Raw genomic sequence first — 23,229 nt, 5'->3', positions numbered from 1 at the left:
AGAAGACTACGGCTGCGCTTGCACGGCGGCCATCGTCGCCGCGGCTGCCGAGATGGTGTCCTCTTGCGCTTGCTGTTTGGCAACCTGCCAGGACACCGCGGCCGGGAAGGTGCCCCAGGTGCTGTTGAAGATGCCGATCAGCACGGTGCGCCCGTCAGGGGTGGGCGTGTAGACCGGCCCGCCGGAATCCCCTTTGCGGCTCACGACACCGTTGGCCATGGTGAACCAGCCGTTGTTGACCGACTCGACGGTGCCGCAACTCTCCCCCGTCACGACACCGAAGTGACACACCGGCATTCCCTTCACCGGCAGCACCGACGGGTCGGTCACCAGCACCTTGCCGCCGGGCAGCACGTTGTTGATCACGACCTCGGGAGCCAAGTTGATGACCTGCCAGTCGGTGATCTGGTGGTTGGTGTCGACGGTGGTGCCGTCCGGGGTGTTGTCACGGTACGGGCCTTGGGCCCCGATGAAGGTCCCGTGCTTGTCGGTGACGGTCCCGGACGCTCGGCAGTGACCGGCGGTATAGGCGATGCGCGTCTGTGGGTCCACCCAGCCGAGGGTGCACAGCACCGAGTCCTGGTGAATCTCCATACCGGGATGCACCAGCACGCCGGGCTCGGCGTTGGCCGGGGTCATCGGCACCACCAACGCGATCACCGGCGCCAGGGCGATCAGCAGAGCCTGCAGCACGTGCCGCAGCGATCCCTTCGACGACCGAACAGACACAGCCTCCTCCGCTCTCCCCGTGTGATGAGGTATTGGCTACGCCGCGTGTGCGCCGATATCGCTAGATACCCGCGGTGGCGGCTGGTGTAACTGGCTCATCGCGGTTCGATAAAGCCGTGTTACAGGGCGGCGGGTGCTATGAGTCGAAGCCCAGGCCTGCAGCGTCGAGGGTGCGCAGCAGAAGATTACGGCGCCCACCGTTATGGTCGGCACGGTCCAGCGACCAGCGGGTGGCCTGGATACCTACTGAAGCCAGCGGTTCGGGAGGGAACGGCAGCGGCTTACGACGCACCATCTGCAAACGGGTGCGCGGGGTGTCCTCACCGTCGAGTAGGTCCAGGCAGACGTCGGCAGCGAACCGCGCCGCGCCCACCCCCAGCCCGGTGAAGCCGTTGACGTAGGCGACGCGACCTTCACGGGCCAGTCCCCAGTGCGCGCAGAACCGGGTGTTGGTGTCGATGGCCCCGGCCCACCGATGGCTGAACCGGACGTCATCGAGTTGCGGGAAGGTCAGGAAGAAGTGCGCAGCCAACCGTCGGTAGGTCTCTGCCCGGTCCTCGTAGGCCGCTTCGACGCGTCGGCCGTAGTGGTAGACGGCGTCGTATCCGCCCCAGACGATCCGGTTGTCCGCCGACAGGCGGTAATAGTGGAACTGGTTGGCCGAATCACCGATGCCTTGACGTCCCTGCCACCCGATGCGGTCGAGCTGGGCCTCGGTCAGCGGTTCGGTGGCGAGCACGTAGTCGTACACCGGCACGGTGTAGAGCCGATTGCGCCGCAGCAGGCTGGGAAACACGTTGGTGCCCAGCACAACGTGGCGGCAGGTGATCACTGGTCCGTCGGTGTGCACGCGCAGCGCGGCGCCGCCGGAGACGATCTTGGCGGCGGTGGTGTGTTCGAAAATCTCGACACCTGAGTCGCGACAGGCTCGGGCCAGTTCGAGGGCGAGCTTGGCCGGGTGCACCAGCGCACACGAGTCAGGGCTGTACAAGCCCGCCAGGTAGGTCGGCGAGTGCACTTCGGCACGCACCTCTCGCAGATCGAGAAACCGACCTTGGCCTTCATCGGCCGCCTCGCGCAGCCACTGGACCTGGTGCGGTTCGGTAGCCACCGACAGCATCCCGGTGCGCTGCCATTCGGCGTCGAGGCCCAACTCGTCGAGTTCGGCACCCATCGCGTCGAGGTTCTCGATCCCCATCGTCTCGAGCAGGTCGATGTCCTCGGGCCAGCGAGATTTCCCGTTGTCATAGCCGTGGGTGAGGCTGGCGTCGACGAAACCGCCGTTGCGTCCCGATGCGGCCCACCCGATCCGGTCGGCCTCGATCAACACGATGCGGCGGTCGGGATGTCGACGAGCAGCGTGCAGTGCACTCCACAACCCGGTGTAGCCGCCACCGATCACCAGCAGGTCGCAGGTGACCGGTCCCGCCGGGGTGCCGAATTCGGGCCGCGCGACCACATCGAGCCACATCGACCCGAATGCGGTCTCAGACAGTGCGCGGTCGATCAGGGCTGAATCGACCCGGGCATCGAAAACGGTCTGCACAGTGCGCAGACTACGTCGCGGCATCGGAGGTCGTCAGCGTTGTCGCCGGCTTTGACGCGGGTGCCGGCGCCGGCTGCCATCCGGGTGGGCCGAAGACGAAGCCGAGTCGGTCCCGCAGTCGGCGTGCGCCGCGGACATCGCGGCCGATCGCCACGTACTCGTGAGTCTGCAGTTTCCAGATGTTGAAGGTTCCGACCGGCTTGGTCAGCCCGTAATGCGGCCGGAACGTCTCCGGCTGGAACGTGCCGAACAGGCGATCCCAGATGATCAGGATGCCGCCGTAGTTCTTGTCCAGGTATTCGGCGTCCATCCCGTGGTGCACCCGGTGATGTGACGGTGTGTTGAAGAGGAACTCGATGGGACGCCACAGGGTGCCGATGCGTTCGGTGTGGATCCAGAACTGGTAGATCAAGCTGATCGAGAAGGCAAAGAACACCATCCACGGCGGCACGCCCAGCAGCGGCAACGGCAGCCACATCAGGATCTCGCCGCTGTTGTTCCACTTCTGGCGCAATGCGGTGGCGAAGTTGAAGTACTCGCTGGAGTGGTGCGCCTGGTGGGTGGCCCACACCAGGCGCACCCGGTGGGCCATCCGGTGATAGAGGTAGAACAACAGGTCCACCCCGACCAGAGCGATCACCCAGGTGTACCACTGCGTGGCCGACAGCTGCCAGGGCGCCACATAGGTGTAGATCGCCGCATATCCCAACAGTGCCAAGAACTTCCATGCACTCATCGTCAGCATCGACACCAGACCCATGGACACGCTGGCCCACGAATCGCGGGTCAGGTGGGCGCCACGCCCAGGGCGGTCGGCATCGGCGAGGTGTTCGAGCTTGCGCGCCGCTGTCCACTCGATGGCCAGCAACAGCAGGAAGAACGGGACGGCGAACAGTACCGGCTCGCGCATCTGTGGGGGCAGGGCGTTGAGGAGATCCATACGCAGTCCGCCTCCCGCTAACGGAAGCTCAGGATGTCGTCACCCCAGGCGCGGCGCACAGGTGCATCGAGGTCGTGCACGACACTGTCTTGCTTGTCGATCACCAGGGTGGCGCGCCGGTCGTCGTCATAGGGATCCCACTGCGGCTCCCCGGGGGCAGCAGACGGTTGCCCGGTGCGGGCAAAGTTGGTCCAGCGCGCGCGCAGGCGGCGGGAGACCTCCTTACCCGCCTTGAGTCCGCCGAGGGCGAAGGTCGGATCTTTGCGACCCGCCCTCAGATTGCCCCAGACATAAGGCAGTTCGGTGGCGTGGGCGGCGTGCAGTCCCACCGCACGCAGCAGCGGGGTGGAGAAGTCGAACCGGTACAGGTAGACGGGGGCGGCGGCGCGATGCCCGTCGGCGAACCAGATCGAGGGCATCCGGAAGCCGATGTCGCTGGAGACCCGCATTCCGCTGCTTTTTCCGCGACCGCGGTAGGTGTCTTTCAGCTCATCTTCGCTGGGTAGCGGCAGCTCTGGCTGTTCGGCGGCGATCTCGGCGAACATGGCCTTGACCGACTCGGGAGTGATCGGCATCAGCGGTTGTTTCATGTACCGGAAAAGCGCCGCTTCGTGCTTGTTGGTGCCGATGATCAGCGGCACCGGGTGGGTGTTGCCGGACTGCGCGACGCGCACCGGGTAGTCCGGCACGACATCGCCGTCCACGATCGGGGCGAACGCCAGGGTCCCTGGGGTACGCACCGGGATCTCGTCGAATACCTTGCGCGACGCGGCGACGACGGTCTGAATCGGTAGCCGGGTCAACTCGGCGATATCGCGGGGGCCCACACCGACGACATCGAGGAATCGTTCGGCGACCCGGCGAGCGCGGTCCGATTCATAGGACGAGGTGACCGGCGGGCTCTGGGCGATGGCAGCGTGGAACAACCCGCCTGCTGCCGGGCTGGCCAGCAGGGTGGTGACAATCGCACCGCCGGCCGACTCGCCGAACACGGTGACCTGGTGGGAGGCACCGCCGAAGGCGGCGATGTTGTCGGAGACCCATTGCAGGGCGGCCAGCACATCGCGTACCCCGACGTTGGTGGTGAACTGGTCGGAGTCGGCGCCGACGGTCGGCAATTCCAGAAACCCCAGCGCGCCGAGCCGGTAGTTGATGGTGACGACCACAACGTCGCCTTCGACGGCGAGTCGGCGACCGTGGTAGAGCGGTTGGCTGGCCGCCCCCAGCACGTAGGCGCCGCCATGCACCCACACCATGACGGGCTTCTCGTCGCCGGCCTCGGTGCCTGGCGGGGCCCAGATGTTGAGCGTCAGAAAGTCCTCGCCTTGCGGGGCGCCGAGGTCGATGGGCAGCTGGGCGTCGGTGGGCTGCGGACACACTGGGCTGACCCGACTGGCGTCGGCGGGCTCGGTCCACCGCGCCGGGGGCTGCGGAGCGCGCCACCGCAGATCCCCTACCGGGGCGGCGGCATACCGGATCCCTTTCCATACCTTGACGGTTCCGTCGTCGACGCCGCGCACCGGGCCGTAGGTGGTGTCGACGACCGGCCTCGTCACCTGGTCGCTGCGGGTTGTCGCCTCCGCGGTCATGCCGAGCTCCTCGAATCAATTGCTGGTACGTAACTGTACCAGCGGGCTTGATCGTCTCCGCCCACGCGGCTCGCCCGAGAAGTCGGTGGCTCCCAGAATAGGCCGACGATCACTGCAAATGCCGACGACTCGGGGCTCGTCGGCGCGGCGCACTGAGCGCGCCGGCCAATGCGACCAGCGCCACACCGGCGACCGGCACCGTGAGCAGACCCAAGCGCAGGCTGGTCGCGTCGGCAATCACCCCGACCAGCAGCGGGGCGCCCAGCAGTCCGCCACGCATCAACCAACTCAGGATGGTCAGCCCGGTACCCGCGCGCAGGCCCGGCAGCTCGTCAGCCGCGCGCATCGCCGCGGGCACGACGGTGGCCACACCCAGGCCTGCCAAGGCAAAGCCGACGATGGTCAACGGTACCGACGGGAACGCCAGGGCCGCTCCCATTCCGGTGGCGGCCAGCAATCCCCCGCACCGGACCACAGCGCGTTCCCCGAACCGGTCGACGAGTCGGTCACCAGTCACCCGTCCGATGAACATGAACGTCACCAGTGCGACATAGCCCATCGGGGCCACGGCGGCCGGTGCCCCCAGACTGTCCCGCAAATACAATGTCGCCCAGGTGTTTCCGGCGTCCTCGACGGTGATACCGGCGATAGCGATGAGGACCAGCACCAGTAACGACAGGTAGACCGCCGGATGGCGCTCCCGCCTGCCGGATGTTGCCGCCGACGGGTGCTGCTCGTGATCCGGCCCCTTCAGCAGATCTCTATAGGCCACGGTGACAACGATGCAGAACACGACCGCAGCCACCCCGAGGTGCGCGGTCCGCGGCACGTCGAGCGCAATGGCCGTTGCGCCCATCAGCCCACCGAGGATGGCGCCCAGCGCCCACACCGCGTGCAGCGAGTTGATGATCGAACGTCCGTAGTGGCGTTGCAGCCGAAGGCCGTTGACATTCTGGGCCACATCCGTGACGGCATCGCTGGCCCCGGCGACGAACAGGGCGGCGGCGAAGAGCGCTGGTGAAGGTGCGGCCGCGGCGGCCACCAGGAACCCCGCGAGCAGATAGGTGGTGACCAACGCCACCGGCGCGGAGCGGAAGCGGCGGATCATGGCGGCTGCGGTCAGCCCGGCCAGCAGCGCGCCGGCCGAGAACGAGGCCACCGCAGCGCCGTAGAGCGCATTGGACATCGTCAGGTCGGTCTTGATCTCCGGGTACCGAGGCAGCAGATTGGCGAACAGCGCGCCGTTGGTGAGGAACACCGCGGCAATGGCCACCCGCGCTCGCCTCGTGGGCGCCCCGTTGACATCCAGACGGTCCGGCGCCATGGTCGTCGACCCTACCGAAGCACGACGGCAGCCGATCCGCTCGACGTTTGCGATCGCCGTCGACGGGGCAAGATGGCGCCATGGCCGAACTCACGTGCCCGTCATCGCTGTCCGAGCTCGCGCAGCGCTACGGCGTCGCCACCGAATACCAGGACTGGCGCGGCCAAACGGTGCCGGTGGCGCAGTCCACCTTGGTGGCTGTTCTCGCAGCTCTGGACGTGCCGGCGGCGACCGAGCAGGAGCGTGCTGCCGGGCTGCAAGACCATGACCGCAAACACTGGGCGCGCTCGCTGCCGCCGTCGGTCATTGCCCGCGCCGGGGCGGCGACGCCGTTCTGGGTGCACGTCACCCATGGCGATCCGGTCACGCTCTGGCTGACGCTCGAGGACGGCACCACCCGCACCGGCCTGCGACAGCTCGAAAACTACACGTCGCCATACGATCTCGATGGCCGACTGGTGGGCGAAGCGACGTTCGAGCTGCCTGCGGACCTGCCGCTGGGTTACCACCGGTTGCATCTGCAGGTCGACACCTTCCAGACCAGCACCTCGGTGATCGTGACCCCCGCGCGCCTCGACGTGCCGCCACGTCTGGGAGCCGGGCGCACCTGGGGCCTGGTCACCCAGCTCTACAGTGCACGCTCACGCAACTCGTGGGGCATCGGGGACCTGACCGATTTGACCGATCTGGCCGTGTGGTCGGCAGCGCGGCACGGCGCGGGTTTCGTGCTCGTCAACCCGCTGCATGCAGCAGCACCGACCGCGCCGATGGAGCCTTCGCCCTACCTGCCCACCTCACGTCGTTTCGTCAACCCGATCTATCTGCGGGTCGAAGCCGTTCCCGAGTACGCCCAGATACGACACCGAGGCCGGATCCGCAAGGCTCGCGAGCAGGTGCAGGCCCGTGCGCAGCGATCCACTCTGATCGAGCGGGACCGCGCCTGGAAGGCCAAGCGAGCCGCGCTGGAGTCGGTGTATCTGGTTGATTTCTCGGCCGGGCGTGAGATCGCGTATCAGGCCTTCTGCGAGCGTGAGGGCGCCAGCCTCGACGATTTCGCGATCTGGTGCGCGCTGGCCGAGCAGTACGGCGCGGACTGGCACGCGTGGCCCGAGGAGTTGCAGCACCCCCGCAGCGGTGCGGTCGCCAAGTTCGCCGCCGAGCATGTCGCCGAGGTGGATTTCCACCGGTGGCTGCAGTGGCTGCTCGATGAGCAGCTCACCGCAGCGCAGGCCAGGGCGCTGTCGGCGGGGATGGAGCTGGGCATCATGGGTGACCTCGCGGTCGGGGTCGACCCGAACGGAGCCGATGCGTGGGCGCTGCAGGACGCGTTGGCGCTCGGTGTTACCGCCGGAGCACCCCCCGATGAGTTCAATCAGCTCGGCCAGGACTGGTCGCAGCCGCCGTGGCGGCCCGATCGGCTCGCCGAGCAGGCGTACGAGCCGTTCCGGGCACTGGTCAACGCGGTGCTGCGGCATGCCGGCGGGGTGCGCATCGACCACATCATCGGACTGTTCCGGTTGTGGTGGATTCCCCAGGGCGTGCCGCCGACCGACGGCACCTACGTGCGCTACGACCACGAGGCGATGATCGGCATCGTCGCGCTCGAGGCGCAGCGGGCCGGCGCGGTCGTGGTCGGCGAGGATCTGGGCACGGTGCAGCCCTGGGTCCGGGACTATCTGCGCGACCGTGGACTGTTCGGCACCTCGATCCTGTGGTTCGAAAACGATCACGAGGGTGACGGCAGCCCGATTCCTGCCGAACGGTGGCGCGAGTTCTGCCTATCGGCGGTGACCACCCATGATCTGCCGCCCACCGCGGGTTACCTGGCTGGTGAGCACGTGCGGTTGCGTGACCGACTGGGCCTGCTGACCCGTCCGGCCGCCGAGGAGCTGGCCGGTGATCGGGCGCAGCAGGCGGCCTGGCTGGCCGAACTCCGCCGCGTCGGCCTGCTCGCCGAGGACGCCGACGTGGCCGCGGTGGTGCTGGCGCTTCATCGCTATCTGGGGCGGACACCGTCGCGGCTGTTGGCGCTGTCGCTGGCCGACGCCGTCGGCGAGGTACGCACCCAGAACCAGCCGGGCACCACCGACGAGTATCCCAACTGGCGTGTTCCATTGGGCGACGCCGAGGGCCGGCAGGTGCTGCTGGAAGACGTGTTCGAGGATGCGACCGCGGCCAGGCTGTGTGAGGCCATGCGGACCGCCGCGGCCGGCCTCTGACGCTGCGGTCGGAGGACAAGCGTGTAACGCTGGGCACGTCCGCAGCGGTTTCACAATCGACACCGCTGCGATATGTTCGCACCGCATCCGCACAAGCGAGGAGATTTGTCGTGAGAAAGCTCGTCGTGTTCAGCGGTGGCCTCGTCGCCGCAGGAACGGTCGCCCTGTTCGGAGCGGGCGTCGCGATCTCGCAGCCGTCCGACTCGCATCCGCACAATGTGCTGGGCGAACAGTATGGCCGTGCATTGGCAATCCTGAAGAGCCAAGGCGTCAAGGCGTACTTCGGTGGTTCTCATGGCAGCGTCCTGCCACAGTCGGCGTGCCTGGTCAGCCAGCAGAAGGTCACCGGCAAAGGCCGCATGCAGCTGATGCTGGATTGCACCCAGGCCGCGGCCGACCAGATAAAGGCGATGGGCCCTACCGGCGGTCCGCGAGTCGGCGCCAATGGCGTAACCACCGTGACCCCCACGCCCTTGGTGCCGGTCCCCGGAGCTCCCGGCGCCGGCACCCCGGTCGCACCGGGTGCCGCCGGCAGCCCCCCGCCGATCATCGCCAACACTTCGCCGCGTCCCTGACACAGGTATCCCGGACCGCCGTTCCCATTAACCGACCCCTTTCGTCGTAGAATCCGGAGGAGTACGACGAACAGGAGCCGTTTGATGTTGCGACCGCGCCGCTTCGACCATGAGATCGACCCCGGGCCGGTGCAGATCCAGGCCCGGCGGGTGCAATTCGACGTCGATGGTGTCCCGCTGCACTGGATTCCCGGTCACCCCGTCGCCTCACACGTGGTGAGCGTGCTCAACATCGTGTTGCCCGCCGGTGAGCGGTGGTTCGTCGAGACATTCAACGAGGCACTGCCCTTCGTCGAGGACCCCAAGCTCGCCGACGACATCCGAGGGTTCATCGGCCAAGAGGCCACCCATGCCGACGTGCACGAACAAGTCCTGCATGACTACATGGTCGAGCACGGCGTGAATCCCGCCCCGATCCTGGCCCAGATCGAGCACATCTTCAGCCAGGTCCTGGCACCGTCGGACACAGCTGATCCCCGCCGCCGGATGAACCATTTGCGCGAACGACTGTGGCTGATCGCCGCCATCGAGCACTACACCGCCGTAATGGGCGACTTCGCGCTCAACTGCGCCTGGGACGACCACGGCGCGGACCCGACCTTGGTCGACCTGTTCCGCTGGCATGGCAGCGAGGAGGTCGAGCACCGCAGCGTCGCCCATGACGTCGCCGTCTACTTCGACGACAGCTACCTCAGCCGCATCCGGGCGATGAGCGTCGCGGCGCCGATGCTGTTCGTCTTCTTCCAGCGTGCGGCGTGGTATCTGGTCAAGAACGACCCGAACGTGCGGGCCAACTGGTGGACCTTCAACCGGATGCGGATGCGGGACTCGAAGCTGGGGTTGCTGCCCTGCTACCGGCAGCTGTTCGGAACCAGCACGCTGTCCTACTTCCGGCCGCGATACTCCCCTGAGCACGTGGGCTCCACCGCCCAGGCGGTGGCCTACCTGGCGGCCTCCCCCGCGGCACGCGCCGCCCACCTGTGATGACCCAGCACCAGCACCGCACACGCAACGTCACAGTGCGGCTGGCCGGTGTCGCGATCTCCGGCATGCTGTCGGCGGCGACGGTGTTGCGGCGGCCGCGCCCACCCGGAGGCGCGGCCGGCGACCTCATTGCGCTGACCGTGGCGCAGCGCCGCGTCGTTGCCCGCGATCAGGACGTGGTGGAACTGACCCTGACCGCGGCGCACGGCGGTGCGCTGCCGCGCTGGCATCCCGGCTCGCACATCGACGTGCACTTGCCCAGCGGCCGGATCCGGCAGTACTCCTTGTGCGGAGACCCGGGCTCACGCGAGGGCTACCGGATCGCGGTGCGTCGCATCCCCGACGGTGGCGGCGGGTCGATCGAGGTACACGATCTGGCCGTCGGCGCTGTGGTGCATACACACGGCCCCCGCAATGCATTTCCGCTGACGGTTCCCGGCTACGGGTCACCGACCCGGCGGCTGCGCTTCGTCGCCGGCGGTATCGGCATCACACCCATACTGCCGATGCTCCGCTACGCACGGCAGTTGGGAATCGACTGGTCGATGGTCTACGCCGGCCGCTCGGCCGACAGTCTCCCCTACCTCGACGAGGTCGGCACGTTGGGTGACTCGGTCGTGGTACGCACCGACGATCGGCATGGGATCCCAGACGCCGAGGAGTTGCTCGGTGACTGCACCGCCGCGACCGCCGTCTACGCCTGCGGACCGGCGCCGATGCTGACCGCCATCCGCGCAGCGCTCGTCGGTCGCGACGACGTGGAGTTGCACTTCGAACGGTTCGCTGCAGCTCCTGTCGTCGACGGACACCCGTTCGACGTCATTGTCGGGTCAACGGGTCAGACGGTCACCGTCGGCGCCGACGAGACGCTGCTGGCTGCGCTGCGCAGATCCGCTGTCACTCCGCCATATTCGTGCCAACAAGGGTTCTGCGGAACCTGCCGTACCCAGGTTCTGGCAGGCGACGTCGACCACCGTGACACGCTGCTGTCCGAACCCGAACGAGCCGCCGGCCAGATCCTGACCTGCGTGTCGCGGGCGGCAGCAGATTCGACCCTGACGCTTGATCTGTAGCGCGACCTAATCAGCAGCGCCGCCCCCAACGGCGGCGACCAGCCGATCAAGCAGTGGCCGTTGACCTTTGAGGAGTTTGATCCGGGCGGTCGGCACATCACACCACGCCACCCGATCGATCTCCGGAAACTCCGTGAATTTCCCTGAACCCTTGGGCCATTCGAGTGTGAACGTATTGCTGACGGCGCCCTCGAGATCGAGGTCACCGCGTACCGCGAACACGGTGACAACCTTGCCGCTGGGCTGTCGCAGCGCTCCGAGCTCGATCCTGGGGCCGTGCGGTGCGGGTTTGCCGAGCTCCTCTTCGAACTCCCGCAGCGCGACCAGCCACGGGTCATCGCCGTGGTCGTATTCGCCTTTCGGGATCGACCACGCCGCCTCATCCTTAGCTGCCCAGAACGGGCCGCCAGGGTGACCGATCAACACCTCCAGGACACCGCCACGGTCGCGGAACAGCAATAGTCCGGCGCTGAGCTTGGGCATGTCAGACCAGGCGGCCGGGGCCGGCGTTCTTACCGCCGAGGTGGGCGATCAGATTCCCGTCCAGGTCTCGTCGAGTTGCTGTGCGACGTCGATGATCTTGGCCTGCTGGGATTCCGGGCTGTCGATCTCTCCGGCGACGTGCATCGCGATGAAGCGTTTGATCTCCGCATCGACACCGCCCACGATGCGCACCACTTCGGCGCGCAGCGTTTTTGAGGTGACGTGGATGGCGATGTCCGAGGCGCGCGGCTTCTCGACATCGAGGATCAACAGCAACGGTTCGGCGGCGCGTGCGGTGGCCTTGAGCGCGATCTCGCCGAACACCATGAACTTGGGCTTGTCGATGCGCAGATCGACGACCATGTCGATCTCCAGCGGGATCCGGATGCCGAAGGTGATCAGCTCGCCCAGAGTGCGGCTGACTCGCGGCTGCTGGATCCGCACCTTCGCGGTCACCTTGGCCAGCTTGCCCGGCCCCTGCGCGATCGGCCCCATTTCGAAGGCTTCCCCGGCGATCTGGGCGATGGCGCCGCCTACCCGTTCTTCGTTGACGGCGACTTCGAAGAACCGGCGGCCGAATTCCTCGTAGGACACATAAGGCGCAGCGTCGGCGGACATATCCATGGTGGTGTCAGCTTGACACGCGGCGCGCGCGCAGCGCGACAACCCGGGCAGATCGGGTTTGTCGTGTTCACCTTTCGTCGGTGAACCAGCACAGTCGCGACAGCGCCGCGCGCTCGTGGCCTACCCGGCCGCGCACCTGACCGAACATCACCCCGTCGATCCCGTCGCGCTCGAGGCGCGCTGCCACCGATCGTCCGGAGGTGATCAGCTTGTCCCAGTGCGCCCCGGCAAGCTCGGCGGCCAACTCTGAACTCGTGACAGGACCATTGTCGCCGCGGGTGAGCGACGTGCCCGCGGTAACCCGGCGCAGCCCGACCTCGTCACCGCTGCATGCGGCGTCGAGAAAGTTCGCGAACAGATTCTTGCCCGCTGATCCCAGTCCGAAGAACCCGCCGGCGAATCCGAGGCTGCCGAGCAGCCCCTGGTTGGTCAGCATCGTGCGGCCCAGGGCAGCTCCGGCCGGCAGCGCAGCCAGGCCGCCGCGAGCGAACTGCCGCATCATCGCCGGTAGTTCCCAGTACGCCGTCAACGCCGCGAGCCGCCAGGCACCGTCGACCTCGCGCAGGTCGTAACGGATAAACGTCTGCACCTGCATCGTCAGCGCCGACGACATCGCGATCTCGAGCGTCACATCGCGCACGACGGTGGTGCCGCTGACGATGTCGGCGTGCGGGTGGAAGTTGATGGTGCGCGGCCCGATGAAGGTGTCGTAGAACCGCGCGATCGCCGCTCGTCCCCGGTGTGGTGCCGAGCCGACGGGGTCTTCGACACGTCCGTCGTCGGTGAACAGCCCGATCCAGCCCTCTCGGTCGTGGGCGTTGGCGGCGGTCAGCGACCGCTGCGCTGCGGTGAGCAGGTCGGACCGGGTGGTAGCCATATCGTTGCCTACCACGTGCCGCTGCCACAGTCGACGCCCCCCACCGCGACAGGCACACTGGACGGTAGTGCCGAGCTCGTCCGCCCGGCTGTCAGGAGGAGCCAGCATGAGCAGAAACGGGCCTTTCGGGTTCGATCCCGAGGATTTCGACCGTGTCGTTCGCGAGGCCGGTGAAGGGTTGCGCGAGGTGCTCGACGGTCTGGGTCGGTTCATGTCCACCCCGGCCGACCGCCCGGGATGGTCGGGTTTGTTCGACGAGTTCGCCCGGCCGTCCGGTCGCCGCGCCGAGCCACCGACCACCGGTGATACCGGTGACGGTGTGTGGGCCGTTTACACCGTTGACGACACCGGAGGTGCCCACATCGAGCAGGTCTACCCGACCGAGCTGGATGCGTTGCGCGCCAACAAGAACAACACCGATCCCAACCGTCGGGTGCGTTTCCTGCCCTACGGCATCGCGGTCAGCGTGCTCGACGCCAGCGCAAACAACGACAGCGAAAACAGCGACCCGGCCGACGGCACCGACTGAGCGCGTTCAGGGCACCAGGACTCGTAGGTGCTCCCAACCGCGGACGGTGGAGGTGGGAGCCAGCCGGGCGCTGTCGTAGTCGATATCCCACTCCGGCCACCGGTTGAGCAGTTCGTCGAGTGCGACCCGACCTTCCAGGCGGGCCAGGTTGGCTCCCAGGCAGTAGTGCAGCCCCTTGCCGAAGGTCAGGTGGCTGATGTTGTCGCGGTGGATGTCGAAGGTGTCGGGATTGCGGTAGCGGCGCCCGTCGCGGTTGGCCGCGCCGAACAGCAGCAACATGGCACTGCCGGCCGGCACCATCATGTCGTAGGCCGCGAAGTCCCTGGCCACCCAACGCGCGACATGCGGGCCGGTCGGTTCGAAGCGCAGCGTCTCGTCGACCGCGCGCGGTACCAGCGATCTGTCCTCGACGATCTCGCGGCGCTGTTGCGGGTGCTCGGCGAGCACTTTGGCCAACCATCCGATCAGCCGGCCCGTGGTCTCATTGCCGGCGCCGGCCACCACTTGGGTGTAGTGCAGGACTTCCTTGCGGGTCAGCTTGCGATGCACGCCGTCTTCGTCGGTGAACTCGACGTTGAGCAGGGCTGTCATCAGGTCGTCGGACGGGTTGTCCGACCGCCACTGCACGTAATCGGCGTAGATGCGGCCGTCGGCGATCCTGTCCGCGTCGGCGACCTTCATCGGGGCACCGGGTTTGGTGCGCAGGTTGGCGTCGTTGGCGTCGCGTACCGACACCTGCTCGGACTCCGGAATGCCCAGCAGCATGCCGATCACCCGCATCGGCATCATCGCGGCCAGTTCGCCGATGATGTCGAAGCCACCGGAGCCCACCAGCGGATCCAGACAGTTGATGCAGTACTGACGGATCTGATCCTCGATCTCGGCCATCCGCCGCGGGGTGAACACCCGCGACATCAGCCCGCGCAGCATCGTGTGAGCGGGCGGATCCTCGAACATCATCACGCCGTCGGGCATATCGAACTCGGACTTGACCAGTTCCAGGATGTCGCTGCGACTGTTGGAGAAGGTCTCCCAATCCAGCAGCGCCCTTTCCACGTCGGCGTGGCGGGATAGCGCCCAGAAGTCGTAGCGCTCGTTGTAATACAGTGGCTCCTCGTCGCGCAGCCTGGCATAAGTGGGATACGGGTCGGCCGTGATTCCGACGTCATAGGGGTCGTAGTACACCCTCATCGAGTACACACTCCTGGTCGGCGCCGGTCTTGGGCGATCGCACAGCATGCCGGTTTCGGTATGTGTAACAGCGCGCTTCGGTCTGGGTCAAGGGTCTGGCAGTGACCTGGACCGCACCGGACCACGCAGGGTTAGCAGAGACACAATTGCTTGAGCTAATCTGGCGGCGAGTGAGAAGTTATACCGGCTAAGTTACGATCGTCCGAACAGTCAGAACGAAATCAGAGGTGGGATGCGGGGCATGTGTCGGGGTCGGACGTCATGATCGCCGTCCTGAAAAAGACGTGGCTGCCCCTGCTCATCGTGGTCATCGTGGTCATCGCTGGCCTGACCGTGTCGCGCATCCGAACATTCTTCGGTTCCGAGGGAATCATCGAGACACCGCGCAACTTCGCCGACCTGCCGGAGCCTTTCGACCCGAAGATCGTGCGCTACGAGATCACCGGTAGCGGGTCCTACGCCGACGTGAACTACCTCGATCTCGCCGCCAAACCGCAGCGCATCGATGCGGTCAGCCTGCCGTGGTCGCTGACCCTGAGCACCACCGAGCCCTCGGCGGCCCCCAACGTCGTCGCCCAGGGTGACGGCAGCACGATCACGTGTCGCATCTTCGTCGACGACGAGCTCAAGGACGAGAGAACCTCCACGGGTGTGAATGCCCAGACCTTCTGCCTTGTGAAGAACGCATGAGCACGTCGGTTCACGACGCCCCGACGGACTCGTTCCCGCCGCCGCGCCGGCCGCACCGGCCGTTTATTGCGCGGGCGATCCGGACCTTCGCGGTGCCCATCATCCTGGGCTGGATCGTGCTGATCGCTGTCCTGAACATCTCGGTGCCGCAGCTCGAAGCGGTCGGCGAGATGCGCGCCGTCTCGATGAGCCCCAAAGACGCTCCGTCGATGATCTCGATGCACCGGGTCGGAGAGCTGTTCGAGGAAGGCGACTCCGACAGCTCGGTGATGATCGTGTTCGAGGGAGACGAGCCACTCGGCGAAGCGGCCCACGCCTGGTACGACGAGCTGGTCGAGCGGCTTGAGGCCGACACCACCCATGTGCAGTCGGTGCAGGACTTCTGGAGCGACCCGCTGACCGCATCGGGATCCCAGAGCAACGACGGCAAGGCCGCCTACGTGCAGGTCAAGCTCGCCGGCAACCAAGGTGAGGCGCTGGCCAACCAATCCGTCGAAGCCGTCCAGGACATCGTCGCGGGCCTGGAGCCGCCGCCGGGAGTGCGGGCCTACGTCACCGGTCCCGCTGCGCTGGCCGCCGACCAGCACATCGCCGGTGATCGCAGCGTCCGCACCATCGAAATGGTGACCTTCGCGGTCATCTTCGTGATGCTGATGCTGGTCTACCGCTCGATCGTGACGGTGCTCATCACGTTGGTGATGGTGGTGTTGTCCCTGACCACCGCGCGCGGCGTGGTGGCGTTCCTCGGCTACCACGAGATCATCGGGCTCTCGACGTTCGCGACGAACCTGTTGGTGACGCTGGCCATCGCCGCGGCGACCGACTACGCGATCTTCCTGACGGGCCGCTATCAGGAGGCCCGTACCAACGGCGAGGACAAAGAGACCGCCTACTACACGATGTTCCACGGCACCGCGCACGTGGTGCTGGGCTCGGGTCTGACCATCGCCGGTGCGACGTTCTGCCTGAGCTTCACCCGCCTGCCCTACTTCCAGACCCTCGGTGTCCCGCTTGCCATCGGGATGACGGTGGTGATGTTGGCCGGCGTGGTCCTGATGGTTGCGGTGATCAGCGTCGTCACCCGGTTCGGCAACATCCTGGAGCCCAAGCGCGCGATGCGCATCCGCGGTTGGCGCAAGGTCGGCGCGGCAGTGGTGCGCTGGCCGGGCCCCATCCTGGTCGCGACCATCGCGCTGGCCCTGGTCGGTCTGTTGGCCCTGCCGGGATACCAGACCAACTACAACGACCGCGACTACCTGCCCGCCGACCTACCGGCCAACGAGGGTTACGCCGTGGCCGACGAGCATTTCGACCAGGCCCGGATGAACCCCGAGTTGCTGATGATCGAGAGCGACCACGACCTGCGCAACTCCGCGGACTTCCTGGTGATCGACAAGATCGCCAAGGCGCTGTTCCGAGTGGAAGGCATCGCCCGGGTACAGGCCATCACCCGGCCCGACGGTAAGCCCATCAAGCACACCTCGATTCCGTTCCAGATGAGCATGCAGGGCACCACGCAGCGGCTCAACGAGAAGTACATGCAGGACCGGATGGCCGACATGCTGGTACAGGCCGACGAGATGGCCACCACCATCGCGACGATGGAGAAGATGTCGAGCCTGACCCAGGAGATGTCGGAAATCACCCACGACATGGTGACGAAGATGGAGGGCATGGTCGGCAACATCGAAGACCTCCGCGACAGCATCGCCAACTTCGACGACTTCTTCCGGCCCATCCGCAACTACTTCTACTGGGAACCACACTGTTTCAACATCCCGGTCTGTTGGGCGATGCGGTCGGTGTTCGACACACTTGACGGCATCAACCTGATGACCGACGACATCAAAGCGCTGCTGCCCGATATGCAGCGGCTGGATGCGTTGATGCCGCAGATGGTGGCGTTGATGCCCGAGATGATCCAGACCATGAAGACCATGCGCACGATGATGCTGACGATGTATCAGTCGCAAAAGGGCATGCAGGATCAGATGGCGGCGATGTCCGACGGCGCCGACGCCATGGGCCAGGCATTCGACGACGCGATGAACGACGACTCGTTCTATCTCCCGCCGGAGATCTTCGACAACAAGGACTTTCAGCGCGGGCTCGAGCAGTTCCTGTCCCCCGACGGCCATGCGGTGCGGTTCATCATCTCCCACGAGGGAGACCCGCTCAGCCCGGAGGGTGTGGCCAAGATCGACGGGATCAAGACCGCGGCCAAAGAAGCGGTGAAGGGCACCCCGTTGGAGGGGTCCAAGATCTACCTCGGTGGCACTGCGGCGACGTTCAAAGACATGCAGGACGGCAACAACTACGACCTGCTCATCGCCGGAATATCGGCGCTGGGGCTGATCTTCATCATCATGCTCATCCTGACCCGCGCCATCGTCGCAGCGGCGGTCATCGTCGGCACCGTGGCCATGTCGTTGGGCGCCTCGTTCGGTCTGTCAATCCTGGTGTGGCAGCACATTCTGGGCATCGAGCTGCACTGGATGGTGTTCGCGATGGCGGTGATCGTGTTGCTCGGTGTCGGCGCCGACTACAACTTGCTGCTGGTCTCCCGGCTCAAGGAGGAGATCCATGCCGGCCTGCGTACCGGCATCATCCGGGCGATGGGCGGGAGCGGCTCGGTGGTAACCGCCGCCGGGCTGGTGTTCGCGCTTACCATGATGTCGATGGCGATCAGCGAGCTGACCGTCATCGCCCAGGTCGGCACCACCATCGGATTGGGTCTGCTGTTCGACACCTTGGTGGTCCGAGCGTTCATGACACCGTCGATCGCGGCGCTGTTGGGTCCGTGGTTCTGGTGGCCGCAGCGGGTGCGCACCCGGCCGGTGCCGTCACCGTGGCCGAAACCCCCTGGACTGCAATCGGATCCGTCTGAAGGAGTGAAGGTATGAAGCGTGCACTGATCGGTGGTGCGGCGGTCGCCGCCAGCGTGCTGTTCGGCGCACCGGCGGCGGGGCTGGTCTTGGCCGCACCGGCGGCAGCCGACCCCGACACCGCCTTCACCAATGAGCTGAACACCTACGGCATCTACGGGCAGAAGGACTACAACGCCTGGATCGGCAAGATTTCCTGCAAGCGGATCGCCACCGGTGTGGATGCCGACGCGTTCGAAGCCGCCCACTTCGTGCACAATCAGCTGCAGCGGGGCTCGACGACCGAGCAGGCGTGGCAGTTCCTCGCCGCAGGTCTGCGGACGTACTGCCCGGCGACACTGCCGATTCTGGATCAGGCGCGGTAGCCGACTTGCGCGCGAGCGCTCAGCGCGCGACCGGCCAGTCCCACACAGACATGTCGCCTCGCGGGTAGTTCATGCAGACGTCGGTGGCATGGGCCACCACACCCTTGTTGTTGAAAAACAGCTTCGCCCAGTTACCCCAGCGAGTGGCCACCTGCTCGTAGAAGACGTTGGTGGCGGTGTTCTCCGAGTACTGGCGCCGGCCCACCGGATCCAGCGAGAAGAACCAGTGGATCCGATCGAACGCGGCCTGTTGGACGTCGGCGGGCCGGTTGCTGCGATCCATCATGTAGCGCTCGAAGTAGATCGGGCTGGTGTCGCGCGCCGCCGCCATGTACTGCTCGACATCGCACTGGGTGTGGATGATCCGACGCGGGATCGGATAGTCATCGGTGGAATCCGCCATCGCCGGACCGGCCAGGCCCAGGGTCATGACTGCGGCTCCGAGGATCCCCAGACCCGCGCGGGCGACGCGACTGGTCAGTCCGGTCATGATTTCTCCTGCTTCGTCGTGCGGTCGGGTCTCCGCAGCGATTGTATAGCCCAGCTAGACACGTCACGGATCTACATCGGTGCTGCGGTTGTTCAGCCTCCCCCGGTGACCGGATTAGACGTCAGCGAGATCCACCCTCCGTTGATCCACACGCCCCAGCGTCCGCCCCAGGCCGAGTTCCACACCACGGGCTGGCCGATCCACACCTCAGCGGGTTTGGGTGGGGCCCAATGCGGGGGTTGCTCGCCCAACACCGGCGGAGGTGGCGGCGGTGCCGGTTGCGCGCTTGCCGACACTGCGCCCCCGAGCAGGAACCCGGTCGTCAGCGCGGCCGCGGCGACGGCGGACAATGCGTTCTTGGTCAAGGTCATCGGCTCACCTTCAGTTGATCCGGCGTCAGGTGGTTAGCATAGTTAACCACTGGACGCGCCGCTCGCACGGGGTTGGGGGTCACCCGTCCAACCGACGGGTTTGAACCCATTGCTCCGGCGCCGCATGACATTCTGATGGCCGTCTGTAATGCCCTGCGGGTGAGGAGATCAGTGATGACGGCACCGCCACCTGTCCTGACCGACCAGACCCACACCCCGCGGCGAGCGTGGGCCGCGGTGTCGGTCCTCGCCGTCGTCGGGACCCTGAACTATGCCGACAGATTCCTGCCCGCGGTGCTCGCCGAGCCGATCCGGCAGGACTTGTCGCTGTCAGACACCGCAATCGGGGTGATCAACGGATTCGGCTTCCTCGCGGTCTATGCGATCGTCGGCATCCCGATCGCGCGCATCTCTGACCGCGGTGCCTACGGGCTGGTGGTGTCCGGGTGTCTGTCGCTGTGGGGTCTGATGACGATGCTCGGCGGCGCGGTGCAATCCGGATTCCAGCTGGCGCTGACCCGGGTGGGGGTCGCCATCGGTGAGGCCGGGTCCACGCCGGCCGCCCACGCCTACGTCGCACGCAATTTCGCGCCGGAGCGGCGCGCGGCACCGCTGGCGGTGATCACCCTGGCCATCCCACTGGCCAGCGCCGCCAGCCTGATCGCCGGCGGCCTGCTGGCCCAGGCCCTGGGTTGGCGCGCGGCCTTCCTCATCATGGGCGCCCTGAGTGTCGCGTTCGTGCCGGTGGTACTCGTCGTCGTCGGACGGCGCCAGTCGCCGCGGACCGAATACACCGCCGCGGCACCGGTTTCCGGGAGCTGGTGGGAGATCCTGCGCAAGCCCAGCTATCTGGCGATCGTGTTCGGCGCGGCGTGCATCTCGGTGGCCGGGTATGCGCTGACGACATTCGCCCCGGCATTCCTGATGCGCGCCCACGGCATGCCGCTCGGTGATGTCGGCCTGTACTACGGCCTGGCCACCGGCGCGACCGGGATTCTCGGGCTGTTGGTCGTCGGCCGCATCGCCGACCGGCTGAGCGCCCGCGACCCGCGCTGGCTGCTGTGGCTGGTTTCGGTGATGACCGCGTCGCTGTTGCCGTTCTCGATGCTGGGGTTTCTGGTCGGTAACCATGCTGCCGCCGTGCTGTTCATCGCGCTGAGCTATGTGGTGGGCACGGCGTACATGGCGCCGTCGATCGCGGCGATCCAACGGCTGGTACCGCCGGAGCAGCGGGCAACGGCCTCGGCGGTGTTCCTTTTCTTCAGCGCCATCCTCGGCTCGATCGGACCGCTGGTGGTCGGCATGATCAGCGACGCTCTCAAGGACAGCATGGGCGTCATGTCACTGGGACGGGCGTTGCTGTGTGTGGTGCCGGTGATGCATCTGGCTGCCATCGGGTGTTATCTGCTGGCCAGCCGGCGTTTCCTGGCCGAGGTGGTCGACGGCCCGACGCTGCTATCTCAGAGCCCGAACTGATCCTCGACGATCCCCAGCCACACCTGCGCCGCGTCGATTGCGACTTTCTCGCTGATGAACGCATGTTGGGTGCCCGTGTAGAGATCACGGAACGCCCGCTCGAGGCGGGTGCCTTCCCGAATGGCACTGGTACCCGCCACCAGGTGAGCCCACTCCGCGCACTGACGGGCGGTGTCGGTGGCGAACACCGCGGCCACCCGCATATCGGCCCGCATCGTCGGGGTCAGGTCGTCGCCACCGGCCACGCACGCCTCGGCAGCGCCGAACGCGTCGAGCACCAGCAGCCGCGCGGCACGCCACGCCGCGACATGATGGGCCAGTCCCTTCTGGAACGTCGGGCGGGTGGCCAGCGCAGCCATGTCGCTCATCCGATACTTGGTCGCGGCGAGCTCACTCACATCGTCGAGCATGCTCTTGGCCACGCCAAGCGCCCAGGCCGCGTGTCCGGCTGCGGTCACCGGCATCATGCCCATCCTGGTGGCCGGTGAACCGCCCCGGTGAGGTGCACGGGTGAACAGCGCAAACGTGCGACTGTGCGGGACGAAGACGTCCTCGATCGCGTAGTCGTAGGAGCCGGTTCCCTTGAGCCCCTGCACGTGCCAGCCGTCGTTGAACGTCACCTCACTGCGGGGCACCACGGCGACCTGCATATCGGGCACGCCCTCACTGACCCAGCGCATCTGCCCGTCGTCCATCGGGAAAAAGCCCGCCGCAACGTACTCGGCATGGCCGGTCCCGGACCCGAAGCTCCACGACCCGTTGAGCCGGTATCCGCCCTCGACGGCAGCGCCCTGCCCGTTGGGGAAGAATTGGCCGCCCATCGTCACATGGTTTGCGTTCGCACTGAACACCTCGGTGAAGCCTTCATCAGGCAGGTAACAGGCCGCAGCGAACGAGGACGGCAGATTGGCGATCCCTATCCAGCCGAAAGACCCGTCTTGCCATGCCATCTCGATCCACGTCTCGATCATCTCGGCGAACGATGGTTCGACGCCGCCGGCGGCCACCGGGTTGAAGGCCGTCATCAGGCCGGTCGACCACATCGCATCGACGACCTCGGGTGTCAAGGTCCTGATGCGCTCGGACTCGGCGGCCTGGGTGGCCACCAGTTCACGCATCTGACGGGCGGATTCGACGACGTCGCCGGCCGAGGTGGCCAGCTGGGGTGCGGCTGTCACCCCATGACCGTAAGCGCTCAGGGCAGCGCAGTGAACACGTTCGACAGATCTGTCATCTCCAGCGCTGCGGTCGGCGCTGCCGGGTCCGCGGGCACTGCGGGTGGCGGACCGGCTAGCGGCGCGGTGCTGTCGAGGTGCGGCTGCGACGTCGCAGCGGTGGGGGCCTCCGACACCGGGGCCACCGCAGCCGTCAACTCAGGTGCCGGGGCGACCGCAGCGGCCGCCTCCGGCAGCGGAGCTACGGCAGCAGGCACCGAGGCCGGGGCCGAGTCATATGCCACCGAGGCCGGGGCCGAGTCATATGCCACCGAGGCCGGGGCCGAGTCGTATGCCACCGAGGCCGGGGCCGACTGCAGCGGCGGCGCGGTGACGACCTTGCGGGTCACCTGGGCGCCCGTGGTCGACGCCACCGGGACACTGATCCATCCCGACTCGGTTGCCGCCGCAGTCGCCTCGACCGCGGGGGTCGCATGGGCGTTCTGCGGCATCGAGCCGTTGGTCACGAACAGTACCGAGAGCACCGCGGCCGCGGCTGCGCCCAGCACGCCGGCCACCAGGCTTCGCCGAGCACGGGTCGGGGCGGCCGAAGCCGGAGTGGCGCACGCACGCCGGGACGGGTACGCCGCCGCGCCGATGGCCGCGCGCAGGCAGGGGGTGAAACTCTGCAAAGCATCGAGGGCACCTGGGGGGCCCACTACCTCGGCGCTGCGAAAACCCATGGACCGCAACCGGACAACGACATCGTCGGGGATCTCATCGGGGACATCGCCGGGCCCGACGACGACCCGGACGACGTCGATGTCGACGCCGTCGGCGGTTGCGAGCGCCAAGGCGCTGCGCGCGGCCTTTACCGCTGTGTCGCCGAGGTCGGTTACGGCCAGCGCGTCGTGGTCAAGCAGACGACACCCATGGTCGTCCGCGGCGTCGATGAGCGCCCACACCACCTCATCGGAGGTCAGCGACAGCCCCATCACTACGCCCACGGGCGGGTCCTTCCGTCATCCGAGCAGTGTGTGTGCGATGTATCGGGTACAGCAGACGCGCCGTTACAGACACCACGAACCCCACCGTTCCGTAGTGTGCAGCTACAC

At 66.8% G+C, this 23,229-nt stretch carries 22 protein-coding genes; 9 read left to right on the top strand and 13 right to left on the bottom strand.

Features of this window, described 5'->3' with window-relative positions; genetic code table 11:
- Positions 1-6 precede the first annotated feature (6 nt).
- From KXD98_RS13590 to KXD98_RS13570, 5 genes are all read right to left on the bottom strand, one after another.
- Complete coding sequence (locus KXD98_RS13590) at positions 7-639, bottom strand: S1 family peptidase (protein ID WP_260765188.1); 633 nt, start codon at positions 637-639, stop codon at positions 7-9.
- Positions 640-865: 226 nt separating this feature from the next.
- Positions 866-2,275, bottom strand: a complete 1,410-nt coding sequence (locus tag KXD98_RS13585; RefSeq protein WP_260758902.1) for an FAD-binding oxidoreductase — start codon at positions 2,273-2,275, stop codon at positions 866-868.
- Positions 2,276-2,285: 10 nt separating this feature from the next.
- Positions 2,286-3,215, bottom strand: coding sequence for a sterol desaturase family protein (locus KXD98_RS13580; RefSeq protein WP_260758900.1), 930 nt, complete (start codon positions 3,213-3,215; stop codon positions 2,286-2,288).
- Between the two features lie 17 nt (positions 3,216-3,232).
- Positions 3,233-4,804, bottom strand: a complete 1,572-nt coding sequence (locus tag KXD98_RS13575) for a carboxylesterase/lipase family protein (protein WP_260758898.1) — start codon at positions 4,802-4,804, stop codon at positions 3,233-3,235.
- Between the two features lie 109 nt (positions 4,805-4,913).
- On the bottom strand, positions 4,914-6,128 hold the full coding sequence (locus KXD98_RS13570) for an MFS transporter (RefSeq protein ID WP_260758896.1): 1,215 nt from the start codon (positions 6,126-6,128) through the stop codon (positions 4,914-4,916).
- Positions 6,129-6,208: 80 nt separating this feature from the next.
- Between KXD98_RS13570 and malQ the strand changes: the two genes are divergently transcribed.
- The 4 genes from malQ (at position 6,209) to KXD98_RS13550 (ending at position 10,979) form a co-directional block, all read left to right on the top strand.
- Positions 6,209-8,347 (top strand): 4-alpha-glucanotransferase, encoded by a 2,139-nt coding sequence (gene malQ / locus KXD98_RS13565; protein WP_260758895.1) that lies wholly within the window; start codon positions 6,209-6,211, stop codon positions 8,345-8,347.
- Positions 8,348-8,457: 110 nt separating this feature from the next.
- Positions 8,458-8,922, top strand: coding sequence for a hypothetical protein (locus KXD98_RS13560; RefSeq protein ID WP_260758893.1), 465 nt, complete (start codon positions 8,458-8,460; stop codon positions 8,920-8,922).
- Positions 8,923-9,006: 84 nt separating this feature from the next.
- On the top strand, positions 9,007-9,906 hold the full coding sequence (locus KXD98_RS13555; RefSeq protein WP_260758891.1) for a metal-dependent hydrolase: 900 nt from the start codon (positions 9,007-9,009) through the stop codon (positions 9,904-9,906).
- Positions 9,906-10,979, top strand: a complete 1,074-nt coding sequence (locus KXD98_RS13550; protein ID WP_260758889.1) for a PDR/VanB family oxidoreductase — start codon at positions 9,906-9,908, stop codon at positions 10,977-10,979. Before KXD98_RS13555 ends, KXD98_RS13550 begins: the two co-directional genes overlap by 1 nt.
- Before the next feature lie 6 nt (positions 10,980-10,985).
- Here the strand turns inward: KXD98_RS13550 and KXD98_RS13545 are convergent, their stop codons facing one another.
- From KXD98_RS13545 to KXD98_RS13535, 3 genes are all read right to left on the bottom strand, one after another.
- On the bottom strand, positions 10,986-11,462 hold the full coding sequence (locus KXD98_RS13545) for an NUDIX domain-containing protein (RefSeq protein ID WP_260758887.1): 477 nt from the start codon (positions 11,460-11,462) through the stop codon (positions 10,986-10,988).
- Between the two features lie 48 nt (positions 11,463-11,510).
- Entirely contained in the window at positions 11,511-12,086 is a 576-nt protein-coding gene (locus KXD98_RS13540; protein WP_396881225.1) for a hypothetical protein, read from the bottom strand.
- Between the two features lie 67 nt (positions 12,087-12,153).
- The gene (locus tag KXD98_RS13535) at positions 12,154-12,963 is read right to left on the bottom strand and encodes a ketosteroid isomerase family protein (RefSeq protein WP_260758885.1); all 810 of its coding nucleotides are present in this window, start codon (positions 12,961-12,963) and stop codon (positions 12,154-12,156) included.
- Between the two features lie 106 nt (positions 12,964-13,069).
- Here KXD98_RS13535 and KXD98_RS13530 point away from each other — a divergent pair, with 106 nt between their 5' ends.
- Positions 13,070-13,492 carry a hypothetical protein gene (locus KXD98_RS13530; RefSeq protein WP_260758884.1) on the top strand — a complete coding sequence of 141 codons (423 nt, stop codon included), beginning with the start codon at positions 13,070-13,072 and terminating at the stop codon, positions 13,490-13,492.
- Positions 13,493-13,498: 6 nt separating this feature from the next.
- On the opposite strand, the gene KXD98_RS13525 is transcribed toward KXD98_RS13530, so the two are convergent.
- Positions 13,499-14,683: a cytochrome P450 gene (locus KXD98_RS13525; protein WP_260758882.1), complete on the bottom strand. Its 1,185-nt coding sequence runs from the start codon at positions 14,681-14,683 to the stop codon at positions 13,499-13,501.
- A 261-nt stretch (positions 14,684-14,944) separates the two neighbouring features.
- On the opposite strand from KXD98_RS13525, the gene KXD98_RS13520 reads away from it, so the two are divergent.
- The 3 genes from KXD98_RS13520 to KXD98_RS13510 are packed head-to-tail and all read left to right on the top strand — an operon-like array spanning position 14,945 to position 18,623.
- A complete protein-coding gene (locus tag KXD98_RS13520) occupies positions 14,945-15,373 on the top strand; it encodes an MmpS family protein (protein WP_260758881.1) in 429 nt (142 codons plus the stop codon).
- Entirely contained in the window at positions 15,370-18,276 is a 2,907-nt protein-coding gene (locus tag KXD98_RS13515; RefSeq protein WP_260758879.1) for an RND family transporter, read from the top strand. The genes KXD98_RS13520 and KXD98_RS13515 overlap by 4 nt, the downstream gene beginning before the upstream one ends.
- On the top strand, positions 18,273-18,623 hold the full coding sequence (locus tag KXD98_RS13510; RefSeq protein WP_260758876.1) for a DUF732 domain-containing protein: 351 nt from the start codon (positions 18,273-18,275) through the stop codon (positions 18,621-18,623). Before KXD98_RS13515 ends, KXD98_RS13510 begins: the two co-directional genes overlap by 4 nt.
- Before the next feature lie 19 nt (positions 18,624-18,642).
- Here the strand turns inward: KXD98_RS13510 and KXD98_RS13505 are convergent, their stop codons facing one another.
- On the bottom strand, positions 18,643-19,113 hold the full coding sequence (locus tag KXD98_RS13505; protein WP_260758874.1) for a DUF5078 domain-containing protein: 471 nt from the start codon (positions 19,111-19,113) through the stop codon (positions 18,643-18,645).
- Positions 19,114-19,205: 92 nt separating this feature from the next.
- Entirely contained in the window at positions 19,206-19,484 is a 279-nt protein-coding gene (locus KXD98_RS13500) for a hypothetical protein (protein WP_260758872.1), read from the bottom strand.
- Between the two features lie 174 nt (positions 19,485-19,658).
- Between KXD98_RS13500 and KXD98_RS13495 the strand changes: the two genes are divergently transcribed.
- Positions 19,659-20,960, top strand: a complete 1,302-nt coding sequence (locus KXD98_RS13495; protein ID WP_260758871.1) for an MFS transporter — start codon at positions 19,659-19,661, stop codon at positions 20,958-20,960.
- Here KXD98_RS13495 and KXD98_RS13490 read toward each other — a convergent pair.
- Both KXD98_RS13490 and KXD98_RS13485 read right to left on the bottom strand, forming a co-directional pair.
- On the bottom strand, positions 20,945-22,078 hold the full coding sequence (locus KXD98_RS13490) for an acyl-CoA dehydrogenase family protein (protein WP_260765186.1): 1,134 nt from the start codon (positions 22,076-22,078) through the stop codon (positions 20,945-20,947). The genes KXD98_RS13495 and KXD98_RS13490 overlap by 16 nt on opposite strands.
- A gap of 77 nt (positions 22,079-22,155) precedes the next feature.
- On the bottom strand, positions 22,156-23,121 hold the full coding sequence (locus KXD98_RS13485) for a hypothetical protein (RefSeq protein WP_260758870.1): 966 nt from the start codon (positions 23,119-23,121) through the stop codon (positions 22,156-22,158).
- Positions 23,122-23,229 lie beyond the last annotated feature (108 nt).

The organism is Mycobacterium sp. SMC-4 (assembly GCF_025263265.1).
In the GTDB taxonomy this organism is placed as follows: Bacteria; Actinomycetota; Actinomycetes; order Mycobacteriales; family Mycobacteriaceae; genus Mycobacterium.
Note: the sequence above shows the minus strand (reverse complement) of the source record. Positions and strands in the feature narration are given on the sequence as shown.